Source organism: Deinococcus sonorensis KR-87 (assembly GCF_040256395.1).
In the GTDB taxonomy this organism is placed as follows: domain Bacteria; phylum Deinococcota; class Deinococci; order Deinococcales; family Deinococcaceae; genus Deinococcus; species Deinococcus sonorensis.
The window spans coordinates 2,292,705-2,313,538 of record NZ_CP158299.1 but is presented as its reverse complement, the minus strand read 5'-3'; the positions used below and the strand labels follow the sequence as shown (position 1 = coordinate 2,313,538).

Annotated in this window: 22 protein-coding genes; 9 read left to right on the top strand and 13 right to left on the bottom strand. The window is 70.2% G+C overall.

Annotation, left to right across the window (positions count from 1 at the left end):
• Window positions 1-64: 64 nt before the first annotated feature.
• From ABOD76_RS16655 to ABOD76_RS16640, 4 genes are all read right to left on the bottom strand, one after another.
• Entirely contained in the window at window positions 65-1,201 is a 1,137-nt protein-coding gene (locus ABOD76_RS16655; protein WP_350243085.1) for an MraY family glycosyltransferase, read from the bottom strand.
• 65 nt (window positions 1,202-1,266) lie between these two features.
• The gene (upp, locus tag ABOD76_RS16650) at window positions 1,267-1,905 is read right to left on the bottom strand and encodes a uracil phosphoribosyltransferase (protein WP_350243084.1); all 639 of its coding nucleotides are present in this window, start codon (window positions 1,903-1,905) and stop codon (window positions 1,267-1,269) included.
• 57 nt (window positions 1,906-1,962) lie between these two features.
• The gene (locus ABOD76_RS16645) at window positions 1,963-2,418 is read right to left on the bottom strand and encodes a GNAT family N-acetyltransferase (protein WP_350243083.1); all 456 of its coding nucleotides are present in this window, start codon (window positions 2,416-2,418) and stop codon (window positions 1,963-1,965) included.
• Between the two features lie 56 nt (window positions 2,419-2,474).
• Window positions 2,475-3,026 (bottom strand): DUF1684 domain-containing protein, encoded by a 552-nt coding sequence (locus ABOD76_RS16640; RefSeq protein WP_350243082.1) that lies wholly within the window; start codon window positions 3,024-3,026, stop codon window positions 2,475-2,477.
• 90 nt (window positions 3,027-3,116) lie between these two features.
• Here ABOD76_RS16640 and ABOD76_RS16635 point away from each other — a divergent pair, with 90 nt between their 5' ends.
• A complete protein-coding gene (locus ABOD76_RS16635) occupies window positions 3,117-4,268 on the top strand; it encodes an aminotransferase class V-fold PLP-dependent enzyme (RefSeq protein WP_350243081.1) in 1,152 nt (383 codons plus the stop codon).
• Between the two features lie 33 nt (window positions 4,269-4,301).
• Entirely contained in the window at window positions 4,302-5,135 is an 834-nt protein-coding gene (locus ABOD76_RS16630; RefSeq protein WP_350243080.1) for a hypothetical protein, read from the top strand.
• Here ABOD76_RS16630 and ABOD76_RS16625 read toward each other — a convergent pair whose 3' ends face one another.
• From ABOD76_RS16625 to ABOD76_RS16615, 3 genes are all read right to left on the bottom strand, one after another.
• A complete protein-coding gene (locus ABOD76_RS16625) occupies window positions 5,136-6,479 on the bottom strand; it encodes an FAD-dependent oxidoreductase (RefSeq protein ID WP_350243079.1) in 1,344 nt (447 codons plus the stop codon).
• 67 nt (window positions 6,480-6,546) lie between these two features.
• On the bottom strand, window positions 6,547-6,999 hold the full coding sequence (locus ABOD76_RS16620) for a DinB family protein (RefSeq protein ID WP_350243078.1): 453 nt from the start codon (window positions 6,997-6,999) through the stop codon (window positions 6,547-6,549).
• Between the two features lie 35 nt (window positions 7,000-7,034).
• Window positions 7,035-7,391 (bottom strand): VOC family protein, encoded by a 357-nt coding sequence (locus ABOD76_RS16615; RefSeq protein ID WP_350243077.1) that lies wholly within the window; start codon window positions 7,389-7,391, stop codon window positions 7,035-7,037.
• A 90-nt stretch (window positions 7,392-7,481) separates the two neighbouring features.
• On the opposite strand from ABOD76_RS16615, the gene glgP reads away from it, so the two are divergent.
• The 3 genes from glgP to ABOD76_RS16600 all read left to right on the top strand — a co-directional run bounded on the left by glgP (window position 7,482) and on the right by ABOD76_RS16600 (window position 11,967).
• Window positions 7,482-10,010, top strand: coding sequence for an alpha-glucan family phosphorylase (glgP, locus tag ABOD76_RS16610; protein ID WP_350243076.1), 2,529 nt, complete (start codon window positions 7,482-7,484; stop codon window positions 10,008-10,010).
• An 83-nt stretch (window positions 10,011-10,093) separates the two neighbouring features.
• Complete coding sequence (locus ABOD76_RS16605) at window positions 10,094-11,008, top strand: EamA family transporter (protein WP_350243075.1); 915 nt, start codon at window positions 10,094-10,096, stop codon at window positions 11,006-11,008.
• Between the two features lie 71 nt (window positions 11,009-11,079).
• Complete coding sequence (locus ABOD76_RS16600; RefSeq protein ID WP_350243074.1) at window positions 11,080-11,967, top strand: cation diffusion facilitator family transporter; 888 nt, start codon at window positions 11,080-11,082, stop codon at window positions 11,965-11,967.
• A gap of 182 nt (window positions 11,968-12,149) precedes the next feature.
• Here the strand turns inward: ABOD76_RS16600 and ABOD76_RS16595 are convergent, their stop codons facing one another.
• The 3 genes from ABOD76_RS16595 to ABOD76_RS16585 are packed head-to-tail and all read right to left on the bottom strand — an operon-like array spanning window position 12,150 to window position 14,759.
• The gene (locus tag ABOD76_RS16595; protein WP_350243073.1) at window positions 12,150-12,941 is read right to left on the bottom strand and encodes an ABC transporter permease; all 792 of its coding nucleotides are present in this window, start codon (window positions 12,939-12,941) and stop codon (window positions 12,150-12,152) included.
• Window positions 12,938-13,762, bottom strand: a complete 825-nt coding sequence (locus ABOD76_RS16590) for an ABC transporter permease (RefSeq protein WP_350243072.1) — start codon at window positions 13,760-13,762, stop codon at window positions 12,938-12,940. Before ABOD76_RS16590 ends, ABOD76_RS16595 begins: the two co-directional genes overlap by 4 nt.
• Complete coding sequence (locus ABOD76_RS16585) at window positions 13,752-14,759, bottom strand: ABC transporter ATP-binding protein (protein WP_350243071.1); 1,008 nt, start codon at window positions 14,757-14,759, stop codon at window positions 13,752-13,754. The genes ABOD76_RS16590 and ABOD76_RS16585 overlap by 11 nt, the downstream gene beginning before the upstream one ends.
• Window positions 14,760-15,288: 529 nt before the next feature.
• Between ABOD76_RS16585 and ABOD76_RS16580 the strand changes: the two genes are divergently transcribed.
• The 4 genes from ABOD76_RS16580 (at window position 15,289) to ABOD76_RS16565 (ending at window position 19,111) form a co-directional block, all read left to right on the top strand.
• A complete protein-coding gene (locus ABOD76_RS16580; RefSeq protein WP_350243070.1) occupies window positions 15,289-16,443 on the top strand; it encodes an LLM class flavin-dependent oxidoreductase in 1,155 nt (384 codons plus the stop codon).
• A gap of 102 nt (window positions 16,444-16,545) precedes the next feature.
• The gene (locus tag ABOD76_RS16575; protein ID WP_350243069.1) at window positions 16,546-17,529 is read left to right on the top strand and encodes an aliphatic sulfonate ABC transporter substrate-binding protein; all 984 of its coding nucleotides are present in this window, start codon (window positions 16,546-16,548) and stop codon (window positions 17,527-17,529) included.
• Window positions 17,526-18,350, top strand: coding sequence for an ABC transporter permease subunit (locus tag ABOD76_RS16570; protein ID WP_350243068.1), 825 nt, complete (start codon window positions 17,526-17,528; stop codon window positions 18,348-18,350). The genes ABOD76_RS16575 and ABOD76_RS16570 overlap by 4 nt, the downstream gene beginning before the upstream one ends.
• Window positions 18,347-19,111 carry an ABC transporter ATP-binding protein gene (locus ABOD76_RS16565; RefSeq protein WP_350243067.1) on the top strand — a complete coding sequence of 255 codons (765 nt, stop codon included), beginning with the start codon at window positions 18,347-18,349 and terminating at the stop codon, window positions 19,109-19,111. Before ABOD76_RS16570 ends, ABOD76_RS16565 begins: the two co-directional genes overlap by 4 nt.
• On the opposite strand, the gene ABOD76_RS16560 is transcribed toward ABOD76_RS16565, so the two are convergent.
• The 3 genes from ABOD76_RS16560 to ABOD76_RS16550 are packed head-to-tail and all read right to left on the bottom strand — an operon-like array spanning window position 19,051 to window position 20,761.
• The gene (locus ABOD76_RS16560) at window positions 19,051-19,479 is read right to left on the bottom strand and encodes a GNAT family N-acetyltransferase (RefSeq protein WP_350243066.1); all 429 of its coding nucleotides are present in this window, start codon (window positions 19,477-19,479) and stop codon (window positions 19,051-19,053) included. The genes ABOD76_RS16565 and ABOD76_RS16560 overlap by 61 nt on opposite strands.
• Window positions 19,476-20,216, bottom strand: a complete 741-nt coding sequence (locus ABOD76_RS16555; RefSeq protein WP_350243065.1) for an alpha/beta hydrolase family protein — start codon at window positions 20,214-20,216, stop codon at window positions 19,476-19,478. The genes ABOD76_RS16560 and ABOD76_RS16555 overlap by 4 nt, the downstream gene beginning before the upstream one ends.
• A gap of 32 nt (window positions 20,217-20,248) precedes the next feature.
• Entirely contained in the window at window positions 20,249-20,761 is a 513-nt protein-coding gene (locus tag ABOD76_RS16550) for a hypothetical protein (protein ID WP_350243064.1), read from the bottom strand.
• Window positions 20,762-20,834 lie beyond the last annotated feature (73 nt).

Below are 20,834 nucleotides of genomic sequence, written 5' to 3'. Positions count from 1 at the left end.
GCCGAAAGCAAGGACGATGCGTTTCACGGCTCACAGTATGAAGGAAGCGGCGGCCCGGCTCCCTTCAATTGAGTTCGGCGCGCTTCTCCTGCTCGGCGGCGCGGACCCGGCGGTACGCCACGAACCACAGGCACAGCAGCAGCACCAGCACCGTCACCACGATGGCCGCGCCCGGCACCCCCTGCACTACCATGCCGATCACCCCGCAGATCAGCGCCACGGCCCACAGAATCTGGGCGGTGCGGCGGGCCTTGCCAGTGGCGGCCAGCAGCCGGTGGTGCAGGTGGGTCTTGTCCGGGTGGCCCAGCGGGTTGCGGATGCCGCGGGCCAGCCGGCCCAGGACCACCTGGGTGGTGTCGAGGATCGGCAGGGCCATCACCAGCAGCGGCACCAGCAGACTGGCCCCCACCGAGAACTTCAGGGTGCCGAGCAGCGACACGGCGGCCAGGGTGTACCCGAACAGCGTGGCGCCCGCGTCGCCCATGATGATGCGGCTGGGGTTGTAGTTGTGGCGCAGGTACCCGAGCGCCGCGCCGGCCAGTCCTGCCAGCAGGATCACGGCCGCGGCCCGGTCCGGGAACTGGGCGGCCGACACCAGCAGCACCACCGCCGACACGAAGCTGACGCCGCCCACTACTCCGTCCACCCCGTCCAGCAGGTTCATGGCGTTGGTCAGGCCCACCACCCACAGGATGGTCAGCGCGATGCCGAGCGGCTGGTTGACCGCCTCCGGCACCGTGGGCAGGAAGGGAATGCTGTTGAAATCGATGTGCAGGCCGTTCACGATCAGCAGCACCGCCCCGAGCAGCTGCACCGCCAGCCGGAACACCGGCGACAGGCCGAACTGGTCGTCGATGAAACCGGTCAGGACCATGATGGTGGCGCCCAGCAGGATGGCCAGCACCTGAATCTGCACGTCCTGAATGATGATCGGGCGCAGCGCCCAGGCCACCACCACCGACACGATGAAGCCGGCGAAGATGGCGAGGCCGCCCGCGTTCGGCAGCGGCTCCTTGTTGAGCCGGCGCTCGTTGGGCAGGTCCGCCCAGCCCACCCGGATGGCGAAATCGCGCACGCCGGGAATGAAGCGCCAGGTGAAGGCGGCGGCGGTCAGGAACGTGAGCAGCACGCTCAGAAAGCCCCGCCCGAACAGGTCAGCGATGCCCACGGAACGGGCGAAGGTGGCAACGGCGTCAAACATAGCTGAAACGCAGTGTACGCCGCCCGCCGCCGGGGCGGGGACACGCCTTCGTGAGCCGGGTGAGCCTACTTGGTGCCGTAGATGCGGTCGCCAGCGTCGCCCAGCCCCGGCATGATGTACCCGTGGTCGTTGAGCCCGTCGTCCAGCGCCGCCGCCACGATCTCCACGTCCGGGTGGGCGTCATGCACGCGCTTCACCCCCTCCGGCACCGCCAGGATGCTCATCAGCTTGATGCTCTGCGCGCCCGCCGCCTTCAGGTTCTCGATGGCCGCCACCGCTGAGCCGCCGGTAGCGAGCATCGGGTCGGTCAGGAACACCCGGCGCTCGGCGATGTCGGCCGGCAGCTTGCTGTAGTACGCCACCGGCGACAGCGTCTCGGGGTCACGGTACATGCCGATGTGCCCCACCTTGGCGGCCGGCACGAGCCGCACGATGCTGTCGGTCATGACCAGCCCAGCCCGCAGGATGGCCACCAGCGCCAGCTTCTTGCCGCTGAGCATCGGGAAGGCGGCGGTGGCGAGCGGGGTGGTGAGCGTGACCGGCTCGGTCTCCAGGTCGCGCATCGCCTCGTAGGCCAGCAGCAGGCTCACCTCCGCCGCCAGTTCCCGGAACTCCTTGACCCCGGTCTGGACGTCGCGCATCAGGCTGAGTTTGTGCAGCAGCAGCGGGTGATGTGGCACCGTGAGAACAGGGGACGTGGTCATGAGGCGAGTGTAGCGTGCCCCGCCCACCCGGCCCGCGACAGCCGCCCGCTCAACCCTCTACAGCCGGTAGCTCAGCTGCGGCAGGTGCCGCCCCGGAATGGACGCCGACGGGACCAGCCCGGTGCGCTGTGCTCCCAAGGACACAAAGAAACTCTCGGCGTAGGGGTCGCTGACGATCTGAAGTTGTTCCAGCCGCAGCGCCCGGGCACGCTCCAGCAGTTCCCGCCACAGCTGCCGCTCAATGCCCTGGCCCAGACAATCCGGGTCGGCCAGCAGGAAGCGCAGGCGGCCGCTGGCCCCGTCCAGCTCCAGCAGCGAGAAGCCGCCGATCTGGCCCTCGCATTCCATCACGGCGCTCTCGGCGCGGCTCAGCGCGGCGGGCGTGATCTCCAGTTCGGCGCGGCTCCCGGCCAGATACGCCGGGCTGTAGCCCCAGAAGGCGGTGGCGCGGTACGCCAGCGCACTCAGGGCAGCGGCATCGTCCGGACGGGCCGGGCGCAGGGTCGGAGACATCAGGACAGACACCTTCCAGGCTACGGCCCGAATGTCACGGAAATCTGATCCGGATGTCAGCCCCTGTCAGGTTCGAGGCGCTCGCCGGCCAGAACCGCCACCGGCAGCGTGTTCTCCGGGGGCGGGAGCGGACAGCTCCAGCCGTCCGCGTAGGCGCAGTACGGGTGGTAGGCGCGGTTGAAATCCAGCGTGACCCTCTCGCCTGCCGGCCCGCGCTGCAGCGGGACGTCCAGATACCGGCCGGCGCCGTAGGTGAGGCGACCGCTGGTGGCGTCACGGAACGGCACGAACAGCTGGGCCGGGGCCTCGTCGCCGGGGCGGGCGAACAGGGCCAGCTGCACCTGCTGGCCATTCAGGCTAAAGCGGGCCTGCCCGTAGCGCACATACGTCTGCACGTCCCCGCTGGTGGTCTGCACCTCCAGCGTCTCTCCGCTGCCCGGCTCCACCGGCACCTCCACCTTCAGGGCCGGGTCCGGCGGGAAATAGTGCAGGCCGCTGAACTGCCGCAGCCGCTCGCCGGTGATGGGGCCGCGCCCGGAGGCGAAGTGCCGGTCCTTGAGGGCGCGGTCCTGCAGCAGCCGGGCGTCATCCGGTGAGGGAGCAGTCATGGGCCGAGTGTGCCACGCGGACCGGGCGGTGAGTGTCACCTGTCCGCTCATCTGCGGCGTCCTCACCGCCCGAGGCTTCACAATGCCGGCATGACCGACCGCACTGCCCACCTTCCGCTGAACCGCAAGCGCTTGATCGCCCCCGGCCCGGTGGAGGTGGAACCGCGCGTGCTGCTGGAGCTGGCCCAGCCACAGATGCACCACCGCTCGCCGGAGGGCCGCGCCAAGTTCGTGGAGGCGCGCGCCAAGCTGACGCAGCTGCTGGGCGACCCCTACGAGGCGGTCATCGTGACCGGCAGCGGCACGGCGGCCTTCGAGGGCGCGCTGGTCAGCACCGTGCCGGAGGGCGGCCGGGTGGTGAATGCCTCGGCCGGCAAGTTCAGCGAGCGCTGGGGCGAGATGGCCGAGCGGCTCGGCTACGACGTGGTGAAGGTGGAGCGGCCCTGGGGTGAGCTGCTGGATCCGGATGAGGTGGCCGCCGCCTGCGAGGGCGCCGCCGCCCTGACCATCACCCACAGCGAGACCAGCACCGGCGCGCTGCACGACCTGGAGGCCATCGTGCGGGCGGCCAAAGCCGTCAACCCGCAGCTGATCGTGATTGCCGACTGCGTGACGAGCTACGGGGTGGCCGAGCTGCGCCCCGCCGCCTGGAACGTGGACGTGATCGTGTCGGGCAGCCAGAAGGGGGTGGCCACCCCGCCGGGCCTGAGCTTCGTGCTGTTCAGCCCGGAGGTGGAGGCGCGGCTGATCCGGAACACCCGGCGCGGCTTCTACCTGGACCTGGAACGTGAGCTACGCGGGCAGAAGAATGGCGACACGCCGCAGACCCCGGCCATCAATCTGGTGTACGCGCTGTCGGCGGCCCTGGACCGGCTGCTGGCGGTGCCGCTGGAGGTGCTGTGGGCCGAGAAGGGGCGGCAGTGTCAGGCGCTGATCGCGGCCGGTGAGGCCCTCGGCTGTCAGGCGTGGGCCAGCCGCACCACGCCCGCCGTGGCGGTGCTCAGACCGCCGGCCGGCGTGGGCGGCAAGCAGGTGGCGGCTCAGCTGGCCAGCATGGGCCAGCGGGCGCTGCCGGGGCAGGCGCCGCACGAGGACACGGTGTTCCGCATCAGCACGCTGGGCTACGCCGACCGCTACGACGCGCTGGCCATCGCCGGCATTCTGGAGGACGCCCTGGCGGCGCTGGGCGTGCCGTTCCAGCGGGGCGCGGGGGTCGCGGCGGCCTGGGCCGCGCTCGGCTAGCCAGCCATCCCGGCCCGGGAGTACCCTCAGGACATGACGCTCGCCCGCCTCGCGGCCCTGACAGCGCTGCTCCTGGCCCCTCTGTCGCTGGCCCAGCCGGCGGCCCCGGCCCCCCTGACCCACTGGGGCCGCTACACCCTGCAGTTCACACCCCGACCCTCGCCGGACGATGGCACCGGAACGGCGCGGCTCACCCTGCGGGACGGCACCAGAACGGTGCTGACGGTATCGGAGTGGGACGTGCAGGCCGAGCTGCAGCCGCTGCGGCCCGGCGGCCAGCCGGAACTCGTGGTGACCGCCTACTCCGGCGGCGCGCACTGCTGCTTCACCTACCTGATGTACACCCAGGACCAGGGGGCGCTGGAGAATCTCGGGGTGCTGAACGGAACCAACTACGGGGCGCGCTTCGCGGACCTGAACGGCGACGGCACCCGCGAGATCATTGTGGGCCTGGACAATCTGGCGTACTACGACTGGAGTTTTGCGGGCAGCCCCGGCATGCAGGCGGTGCTCGGCTGGGACGGGGTGCGACTGGCGGACCGCACCCGCGCGTACCCCTATGTGCCGGCGCAGGAGGCGGCGCGCAACCTTGAACGGCTGCGCAACAACCTCGCCGACCCCACGCTGGAGGGCCTGGAAGGGCTGGCCGCCAGCGCCTCCGGCTACCTGGACAACATGCTGCTGGCGGGCCGGGGCGTGGAGGCCGAGCGGCTGCTGCAGACCCAGATCTTCCCGAAGAGTCCGGCCCTGCAGCGCTGGTTCGCGGCGCACCGGGGAGACGTGATCGGGGCGATCTACGGGCAGCCGGAGGCGCGGCTGAGCATCCTGACAGGGCCGGTGTGGCCGCCGAAGAAAACCACCCCGTAGCTAGATCAGCGCCGTGAGCCGCCCGGCCGCCACCAGCAGCACGTCCCAGACGGTGCTGAAGGGCGGCGCGTAGGCCAAGTCCAGCTCGGCGAGGTCCTGCACCCGGCCCCGGCCATGCAGCAGCGTGGCCACCACGTCCACCCGCTTCACCGCGTCGCCGTGGCCCAGCAGCTGGGCGCCCAGTAACCGGCCCGTGCCGCGTTCGGCCCGCAGGCGCACCTGGATCGGGCAGGCGTCCCGGTAGTACCCGGCGTGGTCCGAGCTGCTCACATCCACCTGCACCGCGTCCAGCCCCAGGGCCGCCGTGTCCTCGGCACTCAGGCCGGTGCGCGCCACCGACAGGTCAAAGACCTTGAAGATGGCCGTGCCCACGATGCCGGGAAAGCGCGCGTCGCCGCCGGCCATGTTGATGCCGGCCACCCGGCCCATCCGGTTGGCGGCCAGCCCCAGCGGCACATGCACCCGCCGCCGGCTGACCCGGTGGACGCTCTCGGTGTTGTCGCCAGCGGCCCAGACGCCATCCACCGTGGTCCGCTGCCGCGCGTCGGTGTGAATGGCCCCGCTGCGGCCCAGCCGGACGCCCGCCATCTTCGCCAGCGCCACATTGGGCCGCACGCCCACCGCCACCAGCACCAGATCCGCCCGCACCAGTCCGGCGTCGGTCTGCACGCCCGTCACGCGACCGGCCCGGGCGGTCAGGCCCTCCACCGTCACGCCGGTCCGGACGTCCACCCCCTGCCGCTCCACCTCGGCCCGGATCTGCTGGCGCGCCTCCGGGTCGAGCATCCGCCCCGCCAGGTCCGGCAACTGCTCCAGCAGCACCACGCTCAGTCCGCGCGCCCGCAGCGCCTCGGCCATCTCCAGCCCGATGTACCCGCCGCCGATGATGGCGGCCCGCCGCGCCCCGCCCTGTAGGGTCGCCTCGATCGCCTGCCCGTCCGGAATTTCCCGCAGCACGTGCACGCCCGCCGCGTCCATGTTGGCCCAGGGAGGTCGCACCGGGCTGACGCCGGTGGCGAGCAGCAGCTGATCGTAGGGCTCCTGGCCGGTGCGCCCGGATGCCAGATCGCGCACCGTGAGGGTGCGGGCCACCGGGTCCACGCCCATCACCTCGTGGCGCAGCCGCACCCCGATGCCGCGCGCCCGCATCTGGGCCGGGGTGCGGGCCTCCAGCGCGGCAAAGTCGTCCACCTGCCCGCCCAGCACATACGGCAGGCCGCAGGCTCCGTAGCTGATCCACTCGGTGCGCTCGAACACCACCACCTCCGAGGAGGGGTCGTGCCGCTTCGCCCGCGAGGCCGCGCTCATGCCCGCCGCCACGCCGCCCACCACCACAATTCGCATGGCTTCAGGCTAGAGAATGGTCGCCGCGTGGCCGACCATTCACCAAGAAGCGGTCAAGACCGAGCGGCTAGCCGCCCCAGCCGCCGGGCGGGGGCAGGTCCAGGTCCACGTCCGGCGGCACTGGATGGCCCAGCACGCGGGCCAGCGCCACCACCTGCCCCTTGTGGTGAAACTCATGGGTCAGCGGGTGCAGCAGCAGCCACGGCCCCGACACCAGCAGGGCGTCTCCCTGCCGGGTGGTGTGGGTCCACTCGCCCGCCTCCAGCCGGGTGCTCTGCAAGGCCCGTGCGAGCAGGGCGTCCACCCGTTCAAAGCGCGTGCGCAGGGCGTCCAGGGTGGGCTCCACACCCTCTGCGAAAGCCCAGGGTTCCTCCATCAGGACCTCGCTGGTCCAGCCGCCGTAGCAGTCTGCGACATGGGTCAGGGTCTCCAGGATGCTGCCCTGCCCGAAGCCGGGCCGCCGCTCGCGGAGCAGGTCCGGCGGGAGGGTGGACAGGAACGTCAGCAGCGTCTGACGCATGCCTTGCGTCTGACGCACCAGCAATGCCAGGGTCGTCACCTGTGGTCCCCGAACTGGTGATACACCGTCAGGGCGTGGCCGTCCGGGTCGCGGGCGTCGAAGCCCTCGCCCCAGCCCATCCGTTGGCCCTCGCCCACCCACACCCCCAGCCGGGCCAGTCGCTCGCGCGCCTGGGCGATGTCCGGCACCGCGAATCCCAGTTCCACCCCGCCCGGCGTGACCGGCGCGGCACTGGCCCCGGCCGGCTGCAGCAGCAGCGTGACCCCGCCAGCGTTGAGCAGCGCCATGCCGGGCGCGCTGCGGCCCGACTCGCTCAACCCGAACGCCTCCTGGTAGAAGCGGCGCGAGCGTTCCACATCGGCCACCAGCAGCGTGATGTTCTGGAGGGACATGGCTCAGCGTACACGCTTGCACGGTGACCCGCCCGTATGCCCCCACTCCCAGAATGTGCCGAAGGTGAACGGTGGTGTAAGCTGGCAAGGATGAATGTTATCGGGAAAGTCACCGTGCTGCCGCGCCTGCCCCAGGCTGTGGCCCGTCTGGAAGAGCTGGCCTACAACCTGTACTGGTCATGGACCCCCAGGGCTCAGGAGCTGTACTCGGAACTGGATCCGGTAATTTGGGAGCGCTTCCAACGCAACCCGGTGCGGACCCTGCTGGAGGTTCCGGCCGAGCGGATGGCCGAGGTTGCAGCGGACCCCGCCTACCTGGAGCGCTACCGTGCGGTGCTGGCGGATTTTGATGCCTACATGGGCCTGACGGACACCTGGGCCAGCCGCAACGCGGCCTCGCTGCAGCAGGGCGGCGTGGCCTATTTCAGCATGGAGTACGCCTTTCACGAGTGCCTGCCGATCTATTCGGGCGGCCTGGGCGTGCTGGCCGGCGACCACTGCAAGAGCGCCTCGGACCTGGGGCTGCCGTTCACGGCGGTGGGCATGCTGTTCCGCCAGGGCTACTTCACCCAGCTGTTCAACAAGGACGGCTGGCAGCAGGAACGCTACGACGAGCTGGACCTGACCACCCTGCCGATCCGTCCGGCCCGCACCGCGTCGGGCGACGAGGCGCGCGTGAGCGTGCGGGTGGCCGGGCGCGACGTGGCACTGCGGGTGTGGCAGCTGCAGGTGGGGCGCATCCGGGTGCTGCTGCTCGACAGCGACGTGCCGGAGAACAGCGAGGACGACCGCAAGCTGACGGCCCGGCTGTACGGCGGCAACCAGGAGCTGCGCATCCAGCAGTACCTGCTGCTGGGCATCGGCGGGGTGCGGGCGCTGCGCGCGCTGAACGTGCCGGCCAGCGTGTACCACATGAACGAGGGCCACGCGGCCTTCATGGCGCTGGAGCGCATCCGCGAGCGGGTGGCCGCGGGCCTGGACTTCCGGGCCGCCACCGAGGCGGTGGCCAGCGCCACCCTGTTCACCACGCACACACCGGTTCCGGCCGGCAACGACGCCTATGCCTACGACCTGACCGACCGCTACCTGGGCGAGTGGGCCGCCCAGCTGTCCACCACCCGCGACGAGCTGTACGAGCTGGCGCGCCAGGAACAGTTCTGGGACAACCGCTGGGTGCCGAGCTTCAGCATGAGCGTGTTCGCGCTGCGCATGAGCCGCGCGGCCAACGGCGTCTCGGAACTGCACGGCGAGGTGTCGCGCGGGCTGTGGAACTTCCTGTACCCCGGCGCCGAGCAGGATGAGGTGCCGATCGGGCACGTGACCAACGGCGCCCACAACCTGACCTTCCTGGCCCAGCCGTTCCGCGACCTGTACAGCACCGTGCTGCCGCAGGACTGGACCGAGCGGCTGGAGGACAAGGCCATGTGGCAGGCCATCCGGGAGATCCCGGACGCGGAACTGGCCCGCACCCAGCACACCCTCAAGACCGAGATGATCAGCTTCGTGCGCTCGCGGCTCAAGGAGCAGCTGGAACGCAACGGGGCCAGCGCCTCGGACGTGGCCGCCGCCGAGCAGGTGCTGAGCCCGGACGCCCTGACCATCGGGTTTGCCCGCCGCTTCGCCACCTACAAGCGCGCCACCCTGCTGTTCCGCGACAAGGCCCGCCTGTCGCGGATCGTGAATAATCCGGAGCGCCCGGTGCAGTTCGTGTTCGCCGGCAAGGCGCACCCGGCCGACAACCCCGGCAAGGCCTTCATCCAGGAGATCTACCGGGTGTCGCAGGAGCCGGAGTTCCAGGGCAAGATCGTGATCCTGGAGAACTACGACATGAACGTGGCCCGTCACCTCGTGCAGGGCGTGGACGTGTGGATGAACAACCCGCGCCGCCCGCTGGAAGCCTCCGGCACCAGCGGCATGAAGGCCAGCTTCAACGGCGCGCCGAACTTCAGCGTGCTGGACGGCTGGTGGCGCGAAGGCTACGACGGCAAGAACGGCTGGCCGATCGGGGACGAGCGCGAGTACGCCGACCTGAACGTGCAGGACGACGCCGACAGCTTCAGCCTGTACCGCACGCTGGAGGAGCAGATCGTGCCGCTGTACTACCGCCGCGACGCCCAGGGGCAGAACCATGGCTGGCTGGACACGGTGCGGCAGGCGATCATCACGGTGAACCCGGAATTCAGCATGCAGCGGCAGGTCATTGACTACACCCGTAACTACTACCTGACCCTGAACACCCGCCACGACGAGGTGGAGGCGGACGGCGCCCAGCTGGCCCGCAACCTGGGCGGCTGGAAGGCCTGGATCCGCCAGCAGTGGCCGCACACCAGCCTGCAGGCCAGCGCCCAGCTGCCGGCCAGCGTGCAGCCGGGTGAGCAGGTGACGGTGGCGGCCCAGGTGAACCCGGCCGGTATCGCCGACGGTGAGCTGCGGGTGGAGGCGGTCCTGAAGCGCGGCGAAACGCTCAGCCGGGTGCCGCTGGAGAGCCGGGGCCAGGGCCGCTATGAGGCGAGCATTCCGCTGGAGGACAGCGGTCTGTACAGCATCGGCGTGCGGATGATGCCGACCAAGGAGGGCCTGGGCAACGAGTTCGAGCTGGGCCTGATCAAGTGGGCGTAAGCCACGTTGACTGAGCAGTCACCGTCCGGCCCTGAGTTCACGCTCAGGGCCGGATTGCTGTTGCAGCCGCTACAGTGGTGGGCGTGCCCGGCCTGCCCACCACCTCCAGCCGCTCTCCCCGCTCCCTGACCCTGCCGCCGGTGCCGTCGCTGCTGCTGGCCGCCGTCAGCATCCAGGGCGGCGCGGCGCTCGCCAAGACGCTGTTTCCGCTGCTGGGACCGATGGCCGTCACCAGCCTGCGGGTGCTGTTCGCGGCGCTGATCCTGGGCGTGGTGTGGCGGCCCCGGCTGCAGCACCTGCACCGCACCCACTGGCGGGCCCTGTTGCCGTACGGCGTGGCCCTGGGCCTGATGAACCTCAGCTATTACCTGGCGCTGCAGCGCATTCCGCTGGGCCTGACCGTGACGCTGGAGTTCGTGGGGCCGTTGGGGGTGGCGGTCCTGTCGTCGCGCCGGGCCCAGGACTTTGCCTGGGTGGCCCTGGCCGCCGCCGGGCTGCTCTTGATCGTGCCGTGGCCGGGGCACACCTCGGGCCTGGACCTGCTGGGCGTGCTGCTGGCGCTGTTTGCCGGGGTGTGCTGGGCCGGCTACATCCTGGCCGGGCAGCGGGTGGCCCAGCGCTTCCCGGGGCCGCAGGGCGTGGCGGTGGGCATGGGCCTCGCCGCCCTCGTCACCCTGCCGTTCGGGCTGGTCAGCGGGTCCGCCAGCGGCGCGTGGAGCCACCTGAGCCTGGGCGTGCTGGCGACTGCCGTGGGGGTGGCGGTGCTGAGCAGCGCCCTGCCCTACTCGCTGGAGATGGGCGCTCTGCGGGTGCTGCCGGCCCGGGTGTTCGGGGTGCTGATGAGTCTGGAGCCGGCGCTGGCGGCGGTCATCGGGCTGGTGTTCCTGGGAGAGCAGCTGAGGGGCCTGCAGTGGGTGGCGATCGTCTGCGTGATGGCCGCTTCGGCGGGCGTGACCCTGAGCGCCCGGCCCAGCACGCCGCCGCCCGTCGAGGTATAGCTTCTGCGGGCCCGGATGCTAGCCTGTGGGCTGCGCTGGACGTTCGCCCCTCCCAGCCCTGAGGTGAAGCTGTGAACCGTACCGTTCGACTGGCGCTCTGGAGCATCGTCTTCGGCCTGCTGGTCCTGGGACTGAAATTTCTGGCGTACCTGCTCACTGGCAGCGTGGCGCTGTACTCCGACGCGCTGGAGAGCATCATCAACGTGGCGGCGGCGGTGGCCGCCTACATCGCCCTGCAGGTCAGCGCCAAGCCCGCCGACGCCAATCATCCGTACGGGCACACCAAGGCCGAGTACTTCAGCGCGGTGGTGGAGGGGGTGCTGATTCTGCTGGCGGCCCTGTCCATCCTGCGGGAGGCCTACAGCAACTTCCGACACCCGGCCGAACTTCAGGCGCCGGTGCTGGGCCTGCTGATCAACGGTGGGGCGTCGGTCATCAACCTGGTGTGGGCCGCGGTGCTGACCCGGGCGGGCCGCACCCACCGCTCCCCCGCCCTGCTGGCCGACGGCAAGCACCTGTACACCGACGTGTTCACGTCCGGCGGCGTGCTGCTGGGCGTGGCGCTGGTGGCCGTGACCGGCTGGACGGTGCTGGACCCGGTGATCGCGGTGCTGGTGTCGCTGAACATCCTGTGGTCCGGCTGGGGCCTGATGCGCGACAGCGTGAACGGCCTGATGGACGAGGCCGCCCCCAGCGAGGTGGTGGCCCGCATCCGCGAGACCATCAGCACGCACGCGGAAGGGGCCATCGAGGCGCATGACCTGCGGACCCGGCTGGCGGGTAACGTCACCTTCATTGAATTCCATCTGGTGGTGCCGGGCCACATGGAGGTGGAGCAGGCGCACGTGATCTGTGACCGCATCGAGGACCAGCTCCAGCACGACGTGGAGGGCGCGGTGGTGACCATCCACGTGGAGCCGGAGGGCAAGGTCAAACACACCGGCGTCCTGGTGCTGTAGGAAGCACACGCGCGGCCAGCGTAAGGGGACGGGGTGCGGCGATCACGATGAACAGCGCGTGCCACGAGGCCGGCCAGCTGAACGGCTTGAGCGTCGGCTTACCGGCCCCGCGTGACGCTGCGCTTACTGACCCGGCTGACCGCAGGCGATCAGACAGAGCGTATTCAACCTTCCCCCGGCCCTCAGCTGCTGGCCGAGGTGTAGCTGGCGAGCGCGTGCCGCCAGAACAGCCGGCTGCCCAGGAACAGCAGCAGGGCGATCAGCGGGGCCAGCAGGCCCAGAGTGGGCGACAGGCTGCCGGTCACGGCCTGGGCCGGAACGGTGGTCACGAAGGCCACCGGAATCACGAAGGTCAGCGCCAGCTGCACCGGGGCCGGAAAGGCGGCCACCGGAAAGCGGGCCGCCCCGAACACGCCGTTGAACAGTTCGGTGATGTTCTCGGTCTTGACCAGCCAGAACGCCGTGGTGGAGAGCATAAACCACACGCTGTACACCGACATCAGCGCGCAGAAGAACAGCAGCGCGGAGAGCAGCACGCCGCCCAGCCGCACCCCGTCCAGCTGGAGCAGCGCCCAGATCAGGATGGCCACCCCCACCAGCACGTCGCCCAGCCGCAGCAGGTTCAGGTTGCGGGTCGAGACGCTCCACTGCGCGTCGATGGGCTTGAGCAGCGTGAAGTCCATGGTGCCGGTGCGGATCGCCTCCGCGATCTTGTTGAGGTTCGGCTGCAGCACCACGCTGATAAAGCCCTGCGCCAGCATGAAGAAGCCCACCACCAGCAGCGCCTGCGGGTAACTCCAGCCGCCGAGCGTGCCGCCGCCGGAGCGTGAGTAGAACAGGCTCAGGCCCAGCAGCGCCACGGCCGAGTTACCCAGCGAGCTGAGCAGCGCTGCCACGAAGTTGATGCGGTATTCCAGGCCCGCCGACAGGGTCGCGGCCAGAAACACCCGCGTGACCCGCAGGTAGCGCCTCACGCGCCCACCGCCCCGTAGCGCCGCAGCCCGGAGCGCCACATCCACGCGCGCAGCAGCCAGAAGGCGACCGTCCAGCCGGCCAGCACCAGCAGACCCCAGCTGGCCTGGGCCAGCGTGGCCTTGCCGGCCAGCAGCTGAGCCGGCAGCCCCACCATGTACGGGAAGGGGGTCCAGCGGGCGATGTCCTGCACCAGCGGCGGGTAGAAGCTCAGCGGCGCGAAGAATCCGCCCAGGGCGGCATACAGCAGCCAGTTCAGCTCGCTGAGCGCCGTGGACGATTCCATCCAGAACGCGAGCAGGCCGGTGCAGTACTCCCAGAGGAAGCGCATGGTGAAGCCGACCATCGCGAGCACCAGAAAGATCAGGTAGTCCAGCGGGTTGCTGCTGAAATGGGCGCCGGTCAGCCACGCGAACAGCGCCACCAGCAACACCATGAACGGCAGCCGCACGATTCGCTCGGCCAGATGATGGAAGTAGTGCACCCACAGCGGGTCCAGCGGGCGCAGCAGCTGCGGCGACAGCGTGCCCTGGCGGATCTGGAAGTCCAGCTCCCAGGCGACCCAGGCCACCAGCAGCTGCCCGGTCACCCACACGCTCAGGAAGTAGCTGGCAAAATCCTGGCCGTTGTACCCGCCGATCTCACCGCCGGCTGCCCGGGAGGCCTGGGCCATCCAGATCAGCATCATCACCAGCGCCAGGGTGCCGGACAGCATCCAGATGATGATCTCGGCCCGGTAGGCGGTCATGCTGGCAAAGCCGTTAGCGAGCAGCACGCGCGCCTTGACCAGCGAGACCGGTGTTACGAGGCGGCTACGGGCCATGCACCACCTCCGTCCGGCCGTGCCCGAACAGCTGCCCGATCACCTGCTCGATGGGCGGGTCCTCCACCGTCAGGTCGGCCACCTCCAGTTCGCGCAGCAGGGCGGCGGCGCGGGCGCTCACGTGGGCGCGCGGAATCTGCAGGTCGGCGTCCAGCCCGTCCAGCCGCAGCACCCGACCGTACCGCGCCAGCTGGGCTTCGGTGGCGGGCCGCGACAGCTGCAGGCGCACCGTCTTGTCGGGGCTGCCGCGCTCGATCAGCGCGTTCAGGTCGCCGTCGAAGACCAGCCGCCCGGCGTCGATGACCAGGATGCGGCTGGCCAGCGCTGTCACGTCGGCCATGTAGTGGCTGGTGAGCATCACGGTCGCCTGATACCGCTCGTTGTACAGCCGAACGAAGTCGCGCACCGCCACCTGCATGTTCACGTCCAGCCCGATGGTCGGCTCGTCCAGGAACAGCACGCGCGGGCGGTGCAGCAGGGCGGCGGCCAGCTCGCACTTCATGCGCTCGCCCAGGCTGAGCTTGCGGACCTGCTTGCGCAGGATCGGCTCGAGGTCCAGCACTTCGGCGTACTCGCGCATGGTGGCCTGAAACTGCGCTTCCGGAATCTCGTAGATCGCCTGATTGACCAGGAAGCTGTCGTAGGCCGGCAGGTCCCAGACCAGCTGCTGCTTCTGCCCCATCACCAGCGTGATGCCCTTGAGAAACGCGGTCTGGCGGCGGCGCGGCTCAAAGCCGTCCACCAGCACCTGACCGCCGGACGGATGCAGCAGCCCGGAGAGCATCTTCAGGGTGGTGGTCTTGCCCGCACCGTTGGGCCCCAGGAAGCCGACCATCTCGCCGGGCCGCAGGCTGAAGCTGATGTCCTGCACGGCGTTCACGTCACGGAACTTCCGGTGCGTGAAGCTGCGCAGGCTGCCCAGCAGCCCCGGCTCCTTCTCGTGAATCCGGTAGGTCTTGGTGAGCCCGCTCACCCGCACTGCCAGGTCGTCGGTCATGGTTGGTACTCAGCATAAGCGGATTCCTGCGGTCTGATGTACGCCAAGTGACGTAGGCATGAACCTGCCCCGGATGGCGGGAGGCCGGCTGACGTGGGGCCGGACCGCTTGACGGCCACGTCCATGCCATCCCATGTCGCTGGGACCCATCAGCCACACCAATAGTTGACACAAATTGTAATCTTATGTAAGCTCCGGGCAGCTCAGTTCACCGGGCTGTCAGATGAATTTCGTGCACCGAACGCCGTCAGGCGCGGTGTTGCTCGTCTGTCCAGAAGGGGATGCCATGACCGAACCCAACCTGACCTGCCGCTGTCCGGACCGAATGTCTGGCGCGACGTGTTGTTGTTCGTAGCTCCCCGATCCGGCCGCCCCACGCGGAGCCGCTGAACAATTCAACCGAAGGAAGGAGCGCCATGCCCGTGTTGCTGCCTGTCCGGCGATGTCCTCTGCGCCGCTGACCCTGGCCCCGACTTCCGGTCCTCTCGCCTGACCCGGCCCACCGCCGCGTCATGAAAGGTGTGTTGCCATGAGTGAACTCGACCTGATTGCCCAGACCCCGCAGATCTACTGGTTCATCCCGTCCAGCGGTGACGGTGCCCGGCTGGGCCGGCCCTCGCGCCCCGCCAGCTTCAGCTACCTGTCGGGCGTGGCGCAGGCCGCCGACACGCTGGGGTTCGACGGCGTGCTGCTGCCCACCGGCGGCGTCAACGAGGACACGCTGGTGCTCGCCTCGGCGCTCAGCAGCATCACCCGTCAGCTGCGCTTCCTGGTGGCGTTGCGCCCCGGCCTGATCTCGCCGATTCAGGCGGCGCGGCAGACCAGCAGCCTGGACCGCATCTCGAACGGGCGCATCAACCTGAACATCGTGACCGGCTCGGGCCAGCGCGACTTCGAGGGGCTGGCGCTCGACCACAAGGACCGCTACGCCCTGACGAACGAGTGGCTCACCGCCTTCCGGCAGGCGTTCAGTGGTGAGGAAGTGAACCTGGACGGCCAGCACCTGCAGGTCGTCAGTGGCAAGTCGCTGGTGCCGAGCGTCCAGCGGCCCTACCCGCCCATCTACTTCGGCGGCAGCAGCCCCGAGGCACTCGACGTGGCCGGAGAGCACGTGGACGTGTACCTGACCTGGGGCGAGCGCCCCGCCCAGGTGGCCGAGAAACTGGGCGAGGTGCGGGCGGCCGCCGCCCGGCGGGGCCGCAAGGTGCGCTTCGGGCTGCGGGCGCACATCATCGTCCGCGAAACGGAGGAGGAAGCCTGGGCCGACGCCGAGCGCCTGCTGGAGGGCGTGAGCCCCGAGGCCATCGAGGCGGCCCAGAAAGCCTTCGCCGCCTCGGATTCGGTGGGGCAGCGGCGAATGGCCGCCCTGCACGGCGGCTCGCGCGACAGCCTGCGGATCGGCCGCAACCTGTGGGCGGGCGTGGGCCTGCTGCGCGGCGGCGCCGGAACCGCCTTTGTGGGCAACCCGGAGAACGTGGCCGCCGCCCTGCGCGAGTACCAGGCGCTGGGGGTGGACACCTTCGTGCTGAGCGGCTACCCGCACCTGGAGGAGGCGTACCGCACCGCCGAACTGCTGTTCCCGGTGCTGGGCAAGCACAGCCCGCTGCTGCAGCCGCGCCAGGCGCACGAGCAGCAGGCCGCCGCCCTGGAAGGCCAGCGGCTGGGCCGCTTCACCTCGATCTGAAGTGCCTGAGGGGGTGGCCGCGCCGCCCTCTCTCAACCCACACCTCTGGAGCGCTGCCGCGCGTCCAGCCGGTCACCCCTACCCCAGAAACGGAGTCCTGCCATGCCCAGACCCCTCGTGTCCACCCTGCTCACCGCCTCGCTGCTCACCCTGACCAGCGCGTCCGCCGTCAACTTCAACATCGGCTACCAGAAGGGCGGGCTGCCGGCCCTGCTCAAGGCCCGCGGCATCCTGGACGCGGCCAAGGCCCAGGGCATCACCTTCACCTGGAGCCTCTTCACCGCCGGCCCGCCGCTGCTGGAGGCCACCAGTGCCGGGGCCGTGGATTTTGGTGGCGTGGGCGACGCGCCGGGGGTGTTCGCGCTGGCGGGCGGCGCCGACCTGAAGTATGTGGCCGTGACCCAGTCGCACAGCGACAAGGGCGAGGCGATTCTGGTCCCGCCCGGGTCCAGCATCAAGACGGTGGCCGACCTGAAGGGCAAGCGGATCGGGGTGGCGCGCGGCTCCAGCGCCCACTACTTCCTGTACAACGCCCTGAAAGCTGCCGGCCTGAAGCTGAGCGACGTGCAGGTGGTGCCGCTGCTGCCTCCCGACGCCCGCCCCGCCTTCGAGGGCGGCAACATCGACGCGTGGGCCATCTGGGACCCGTACCTGACCGTCGCCCTGCAGGGCACCCAGGCGCGGGTGCTGCGGGACCATACGGGCCTGCCCCTCAGCAACGGCTACTACCTGACCAACAGCCGGGTGCTGAAGGACCCGGAAAAGAAGCGGGCGCTGCAGTATCTGCTCAACGCGCTGTACGACACCGCCGGGTGGGCCAACCACAACGAGGCGGCGGTGGTGGACCAGCTGAGCGCCGACCTGGGCATTCCGAAGTCGGTGCTGAGCGTGACGGTGAAGAAGAGCCTGCCGTTCAACATCCGCAGCTTCACGGCGCTGGACAACCGCCCGCTCCAGCAGCTCGGCAACGCCTTCGCCGACATCGGGGTGCTGCCCAGTGCGCCGAAGCTCGGCACGAACACCTACGCCAGCCTGCCGAAGTTCCAGGGTCTGGACGCCCTGAAGGTATCGGGAGGCAACAAGTGACGGTTTCGAGTGAGGTGGTCCAGACCCGCCGGGCGCGTCCGCTCGTGCCCCGCCTCCGCACCGGCTGGTCGGACGGGCTGGTGCGCTGGCTGATTCCGGTGCTGCTGCTGGCCGTGTGGCAGCTGGCCAGCAGCCTCGGCTGGCTGAACGCCCGGGTGCTGCCCGCGCCCGGGGCGGTGCTCACGGCCTTCTGGACCCTGATCCAGAACGGGCAGCTGGAAGGGCATTTCCTGGCCAGCCTGAAGCGGGCGGCGGTGGGCGTGGCCATCGGGGCGGGGCTGGGGTTCTCGGTGGGCATCGTGAACGGCACGCTGCGGCTGCCGTACCTGCTCACCGACTCCAGCATCCAGATGATCCGCACCGTGCCGAGCCTGGCGCTGATTCCGCTGGTCATCGTGTGGTTCGGCATCGGGGAGGCGGGCAAGATCTTCCTGATCGCGCTGGCCACCTTCTTCCCGGTGTACATCAACACGCTGCACGGCGTGCGCGGTATCGACCCGCGCCTGCTGGAGATGGGCCGCGTGTACGGCGTGAAGCCCGCCGAGCAGTTCCGGCGCATCGTGCTGCCCGGCGCCCTGCCGAGCGTGCTGGTGGGGCTGCGCTACGCCCTGGGCATCAGCTGGCTGGCCCTGGTGGTGAGCGAGTCGTTCGGGGCGAGCCAGGGCATCGGGTTCCTGGCGATGGATGCCCGCGAGTTCTTCCGGACCGACATCATCGTGCTGGCCATCGTGATCTACGCGCTGATCGGCAAGGCGGCCGACAGTCTGGTGCGGGTCCTGGAACACCGCTGGCTGCCGTGGCGCACCGGAGGGCAGGCATGAGCGTTCCGATCGACGTCCGTCACCTGAGCGTCCGGTTCGGCGCCCGCACCGTGCTGGACAACCTGAACTTCAGCGCCGCGCCGGGCGAACTGGTGAGCCTGATCGGGGCCAGCGGCGGCGGCAAGACCACCCTGCTGCGCGTGCTGGCCGGACTGCAGGCGCCGGCGGGCGGCGAGGTTCAGCTGCCGGCGCCGTCGCGGGTGCGGGTGATGTTCCAGGAAGACCGGCTGCTCCCCTGGCTGAATGTGCTGGACAACGTGACGCTGGGGCTGGGCCGGAACGCCCACGACCATGCCCGGGAGGTGCTGGCCGAGGTGGGGCTGGGTGACCGCGAGCGAGATTACCCGGCCCAGCTGTCCGGCGGGCAGCGGCAGCGGGTGGCGCTGGCCCGCGCCCTGGCCCACCGCCCGGACCTGCTGCTGCTTGACGAGCCGTTCGGCGCACTGGACGCCCTGACCCGCGCCGGCATGCACCGCCTGCTGGAGCGACTGTGGCAGGAGCTGAACTTCACGGCGGTGCTGGTGACGCACGACATTGACGAGGCGCTGCTGCTCTCCGACCGGGTGGTGGTGCTGGAGGGGGGCCGGATTGCCCAGGCCGCCCCGGTGCCCGCGGTCCGGCCGCGGGTGCGCCGCGACCCGCTGCTGCTGGACCTGCGCGAGACGCTGGAGCAGCACTTCAGCGCGCATACCACGCCGCTTCAGCCGGGCAGTCGCAGCAGCATCTCGGTGGCGACTCCGGCGAATCCAAGTTCACGGTAGAGCGGACGCGCCAGCACCGTGGTCCCCACACTGAGGGTTGAGAGCCCCAGCGTGGGGGCCGCCTGGATCACCGTGGCCAGCAGGGCGCGGGCCACACCCTGACGCCGCGCCTCCACCTCCACGTACATGTTCACGACGCGGCCCCGGAACGGGCTCGGGTCCTGCCGGGTGGGTCCCCACTCCAGCCTCACCAGCCCCACTCCCCCGATCACCTGCCCGGAGCGCTCGGCCAGCCAGCCGTGATAGCGGCCGTCCGGCAGGGCGTCGCACAGCCAGTCGGCATACCCATTCAGGTGATCACCGGCCTCGCCGGGATAGCGGTGCCGGACCATCCGGGGCACGTCGGCCAGCACCGCCGCCCGGATCACTGGCCGGTCAGGAAGCGGGCCGTCTCGCGGTACAGCATGTCCACCGCGTCCAGGCTGTCGAAGGTGTGGCTGGCGCCGGGAATGCCCACCGCGTCGCAGCCGAGCGCGCGGGCATACCGCACGCCCACCTCTGGCGGCACGGCCTCGTCCTGGTCGCCGTGGAAGACCCGCGCCACGCCGCCCCAGCGTTGTGCGGCCTCCAGCGGCTGCAGCCTCGGCATCTCCAGCAGGAAGTCGCGGCCCAGCGGCCAGCCGCCCTGGTCGGTGATGACCGGCGGCACGAAGCCGCCCTTCAGGTAGCGCAGCCACAGCTCCGGCAGCGCGGGCGCCCACAGCGCCAGTCGGTGCGGCCTCACCTGCGGGCTGGCGAGGGCGGCCACCATGCCGCCCATCGAGAAGCCGTGCAGCATGGCCCGCTCCGGGTCGATGTCCGGCTGGTCCCTGAGGTACTCGAAGGCGGCCACCGCGTCCTCCACCTCCCGGCTCACGGTCATCTCGGAGAAGTCGCCCTCCGACTCGCCGCTGCCCCGGAAGTCAATGCGCAGGCTGGCCACGCCCAGCTGAGCCAGATACCGGGAGAACAGCACGAACAGCCGGTGCGGCTCCACCCGCTGCCCCGTGAAGCCGTGCAGCATCAGGACGCTGGGAAAGCCGTGGGCTGGCCGCTCGGTGTCCGGTACGTGCAGCATGCCGTACACCCGTTGACCACCCACCCGAAAGCTGGCGAAGGTTTCCATGCCCGGCAGTGTAAGCGATGGCCGCCGGCTCTCTACTCCGCCTGCTTCACCGCCCGTTGCAATTCGGCCTTGCTCATGCGGCTGCGGCCCGGGACGTCCAGCCGCTTCGCCTGCTCGTACAGCGCCTGCCGGGTGGGTTCCTGCCCCCCCTTGACCGCCTGCATCGCCCGGCGCACCGCCTCGGGCCACTCGACATGCTGACCTTTGGCCCTGGCCTTGCTCTCCTCCGCCTCGCGTTTCTGCGCGTCGGTGAGCCGGTCCCAGACGGCTTTCGGCAGGTAACGGTGCATGTGGTGGCTGTCTTCAGCCTTCCCCTTGCCGTCTTCGGTCTGCCAGTCCTGCTCGGTCCAGCGGTCGAGGTGGTGGGCGGCCTCGTCCTTCGCGCCGTGGTAGCCCCCGCCGGCCTGCTCGTATTCGCGCGCCAGCAGCTGACTTTTGCGCGCCGACCACTGCCCGGGCCGTCCGCCACGGTCGCCGGCCTCGATCTCGTCCTTGAGCCGTTGCCGCAGCGCCGGCTTCGTGTACTTCCGGTCGTCCTGACTCATGCGGGCATGGTTCCAGAACCGCCCGCATCAGACTGCAGGAAGTCCGGCCGTCTGAAGATCCGGTCAAGCGGCC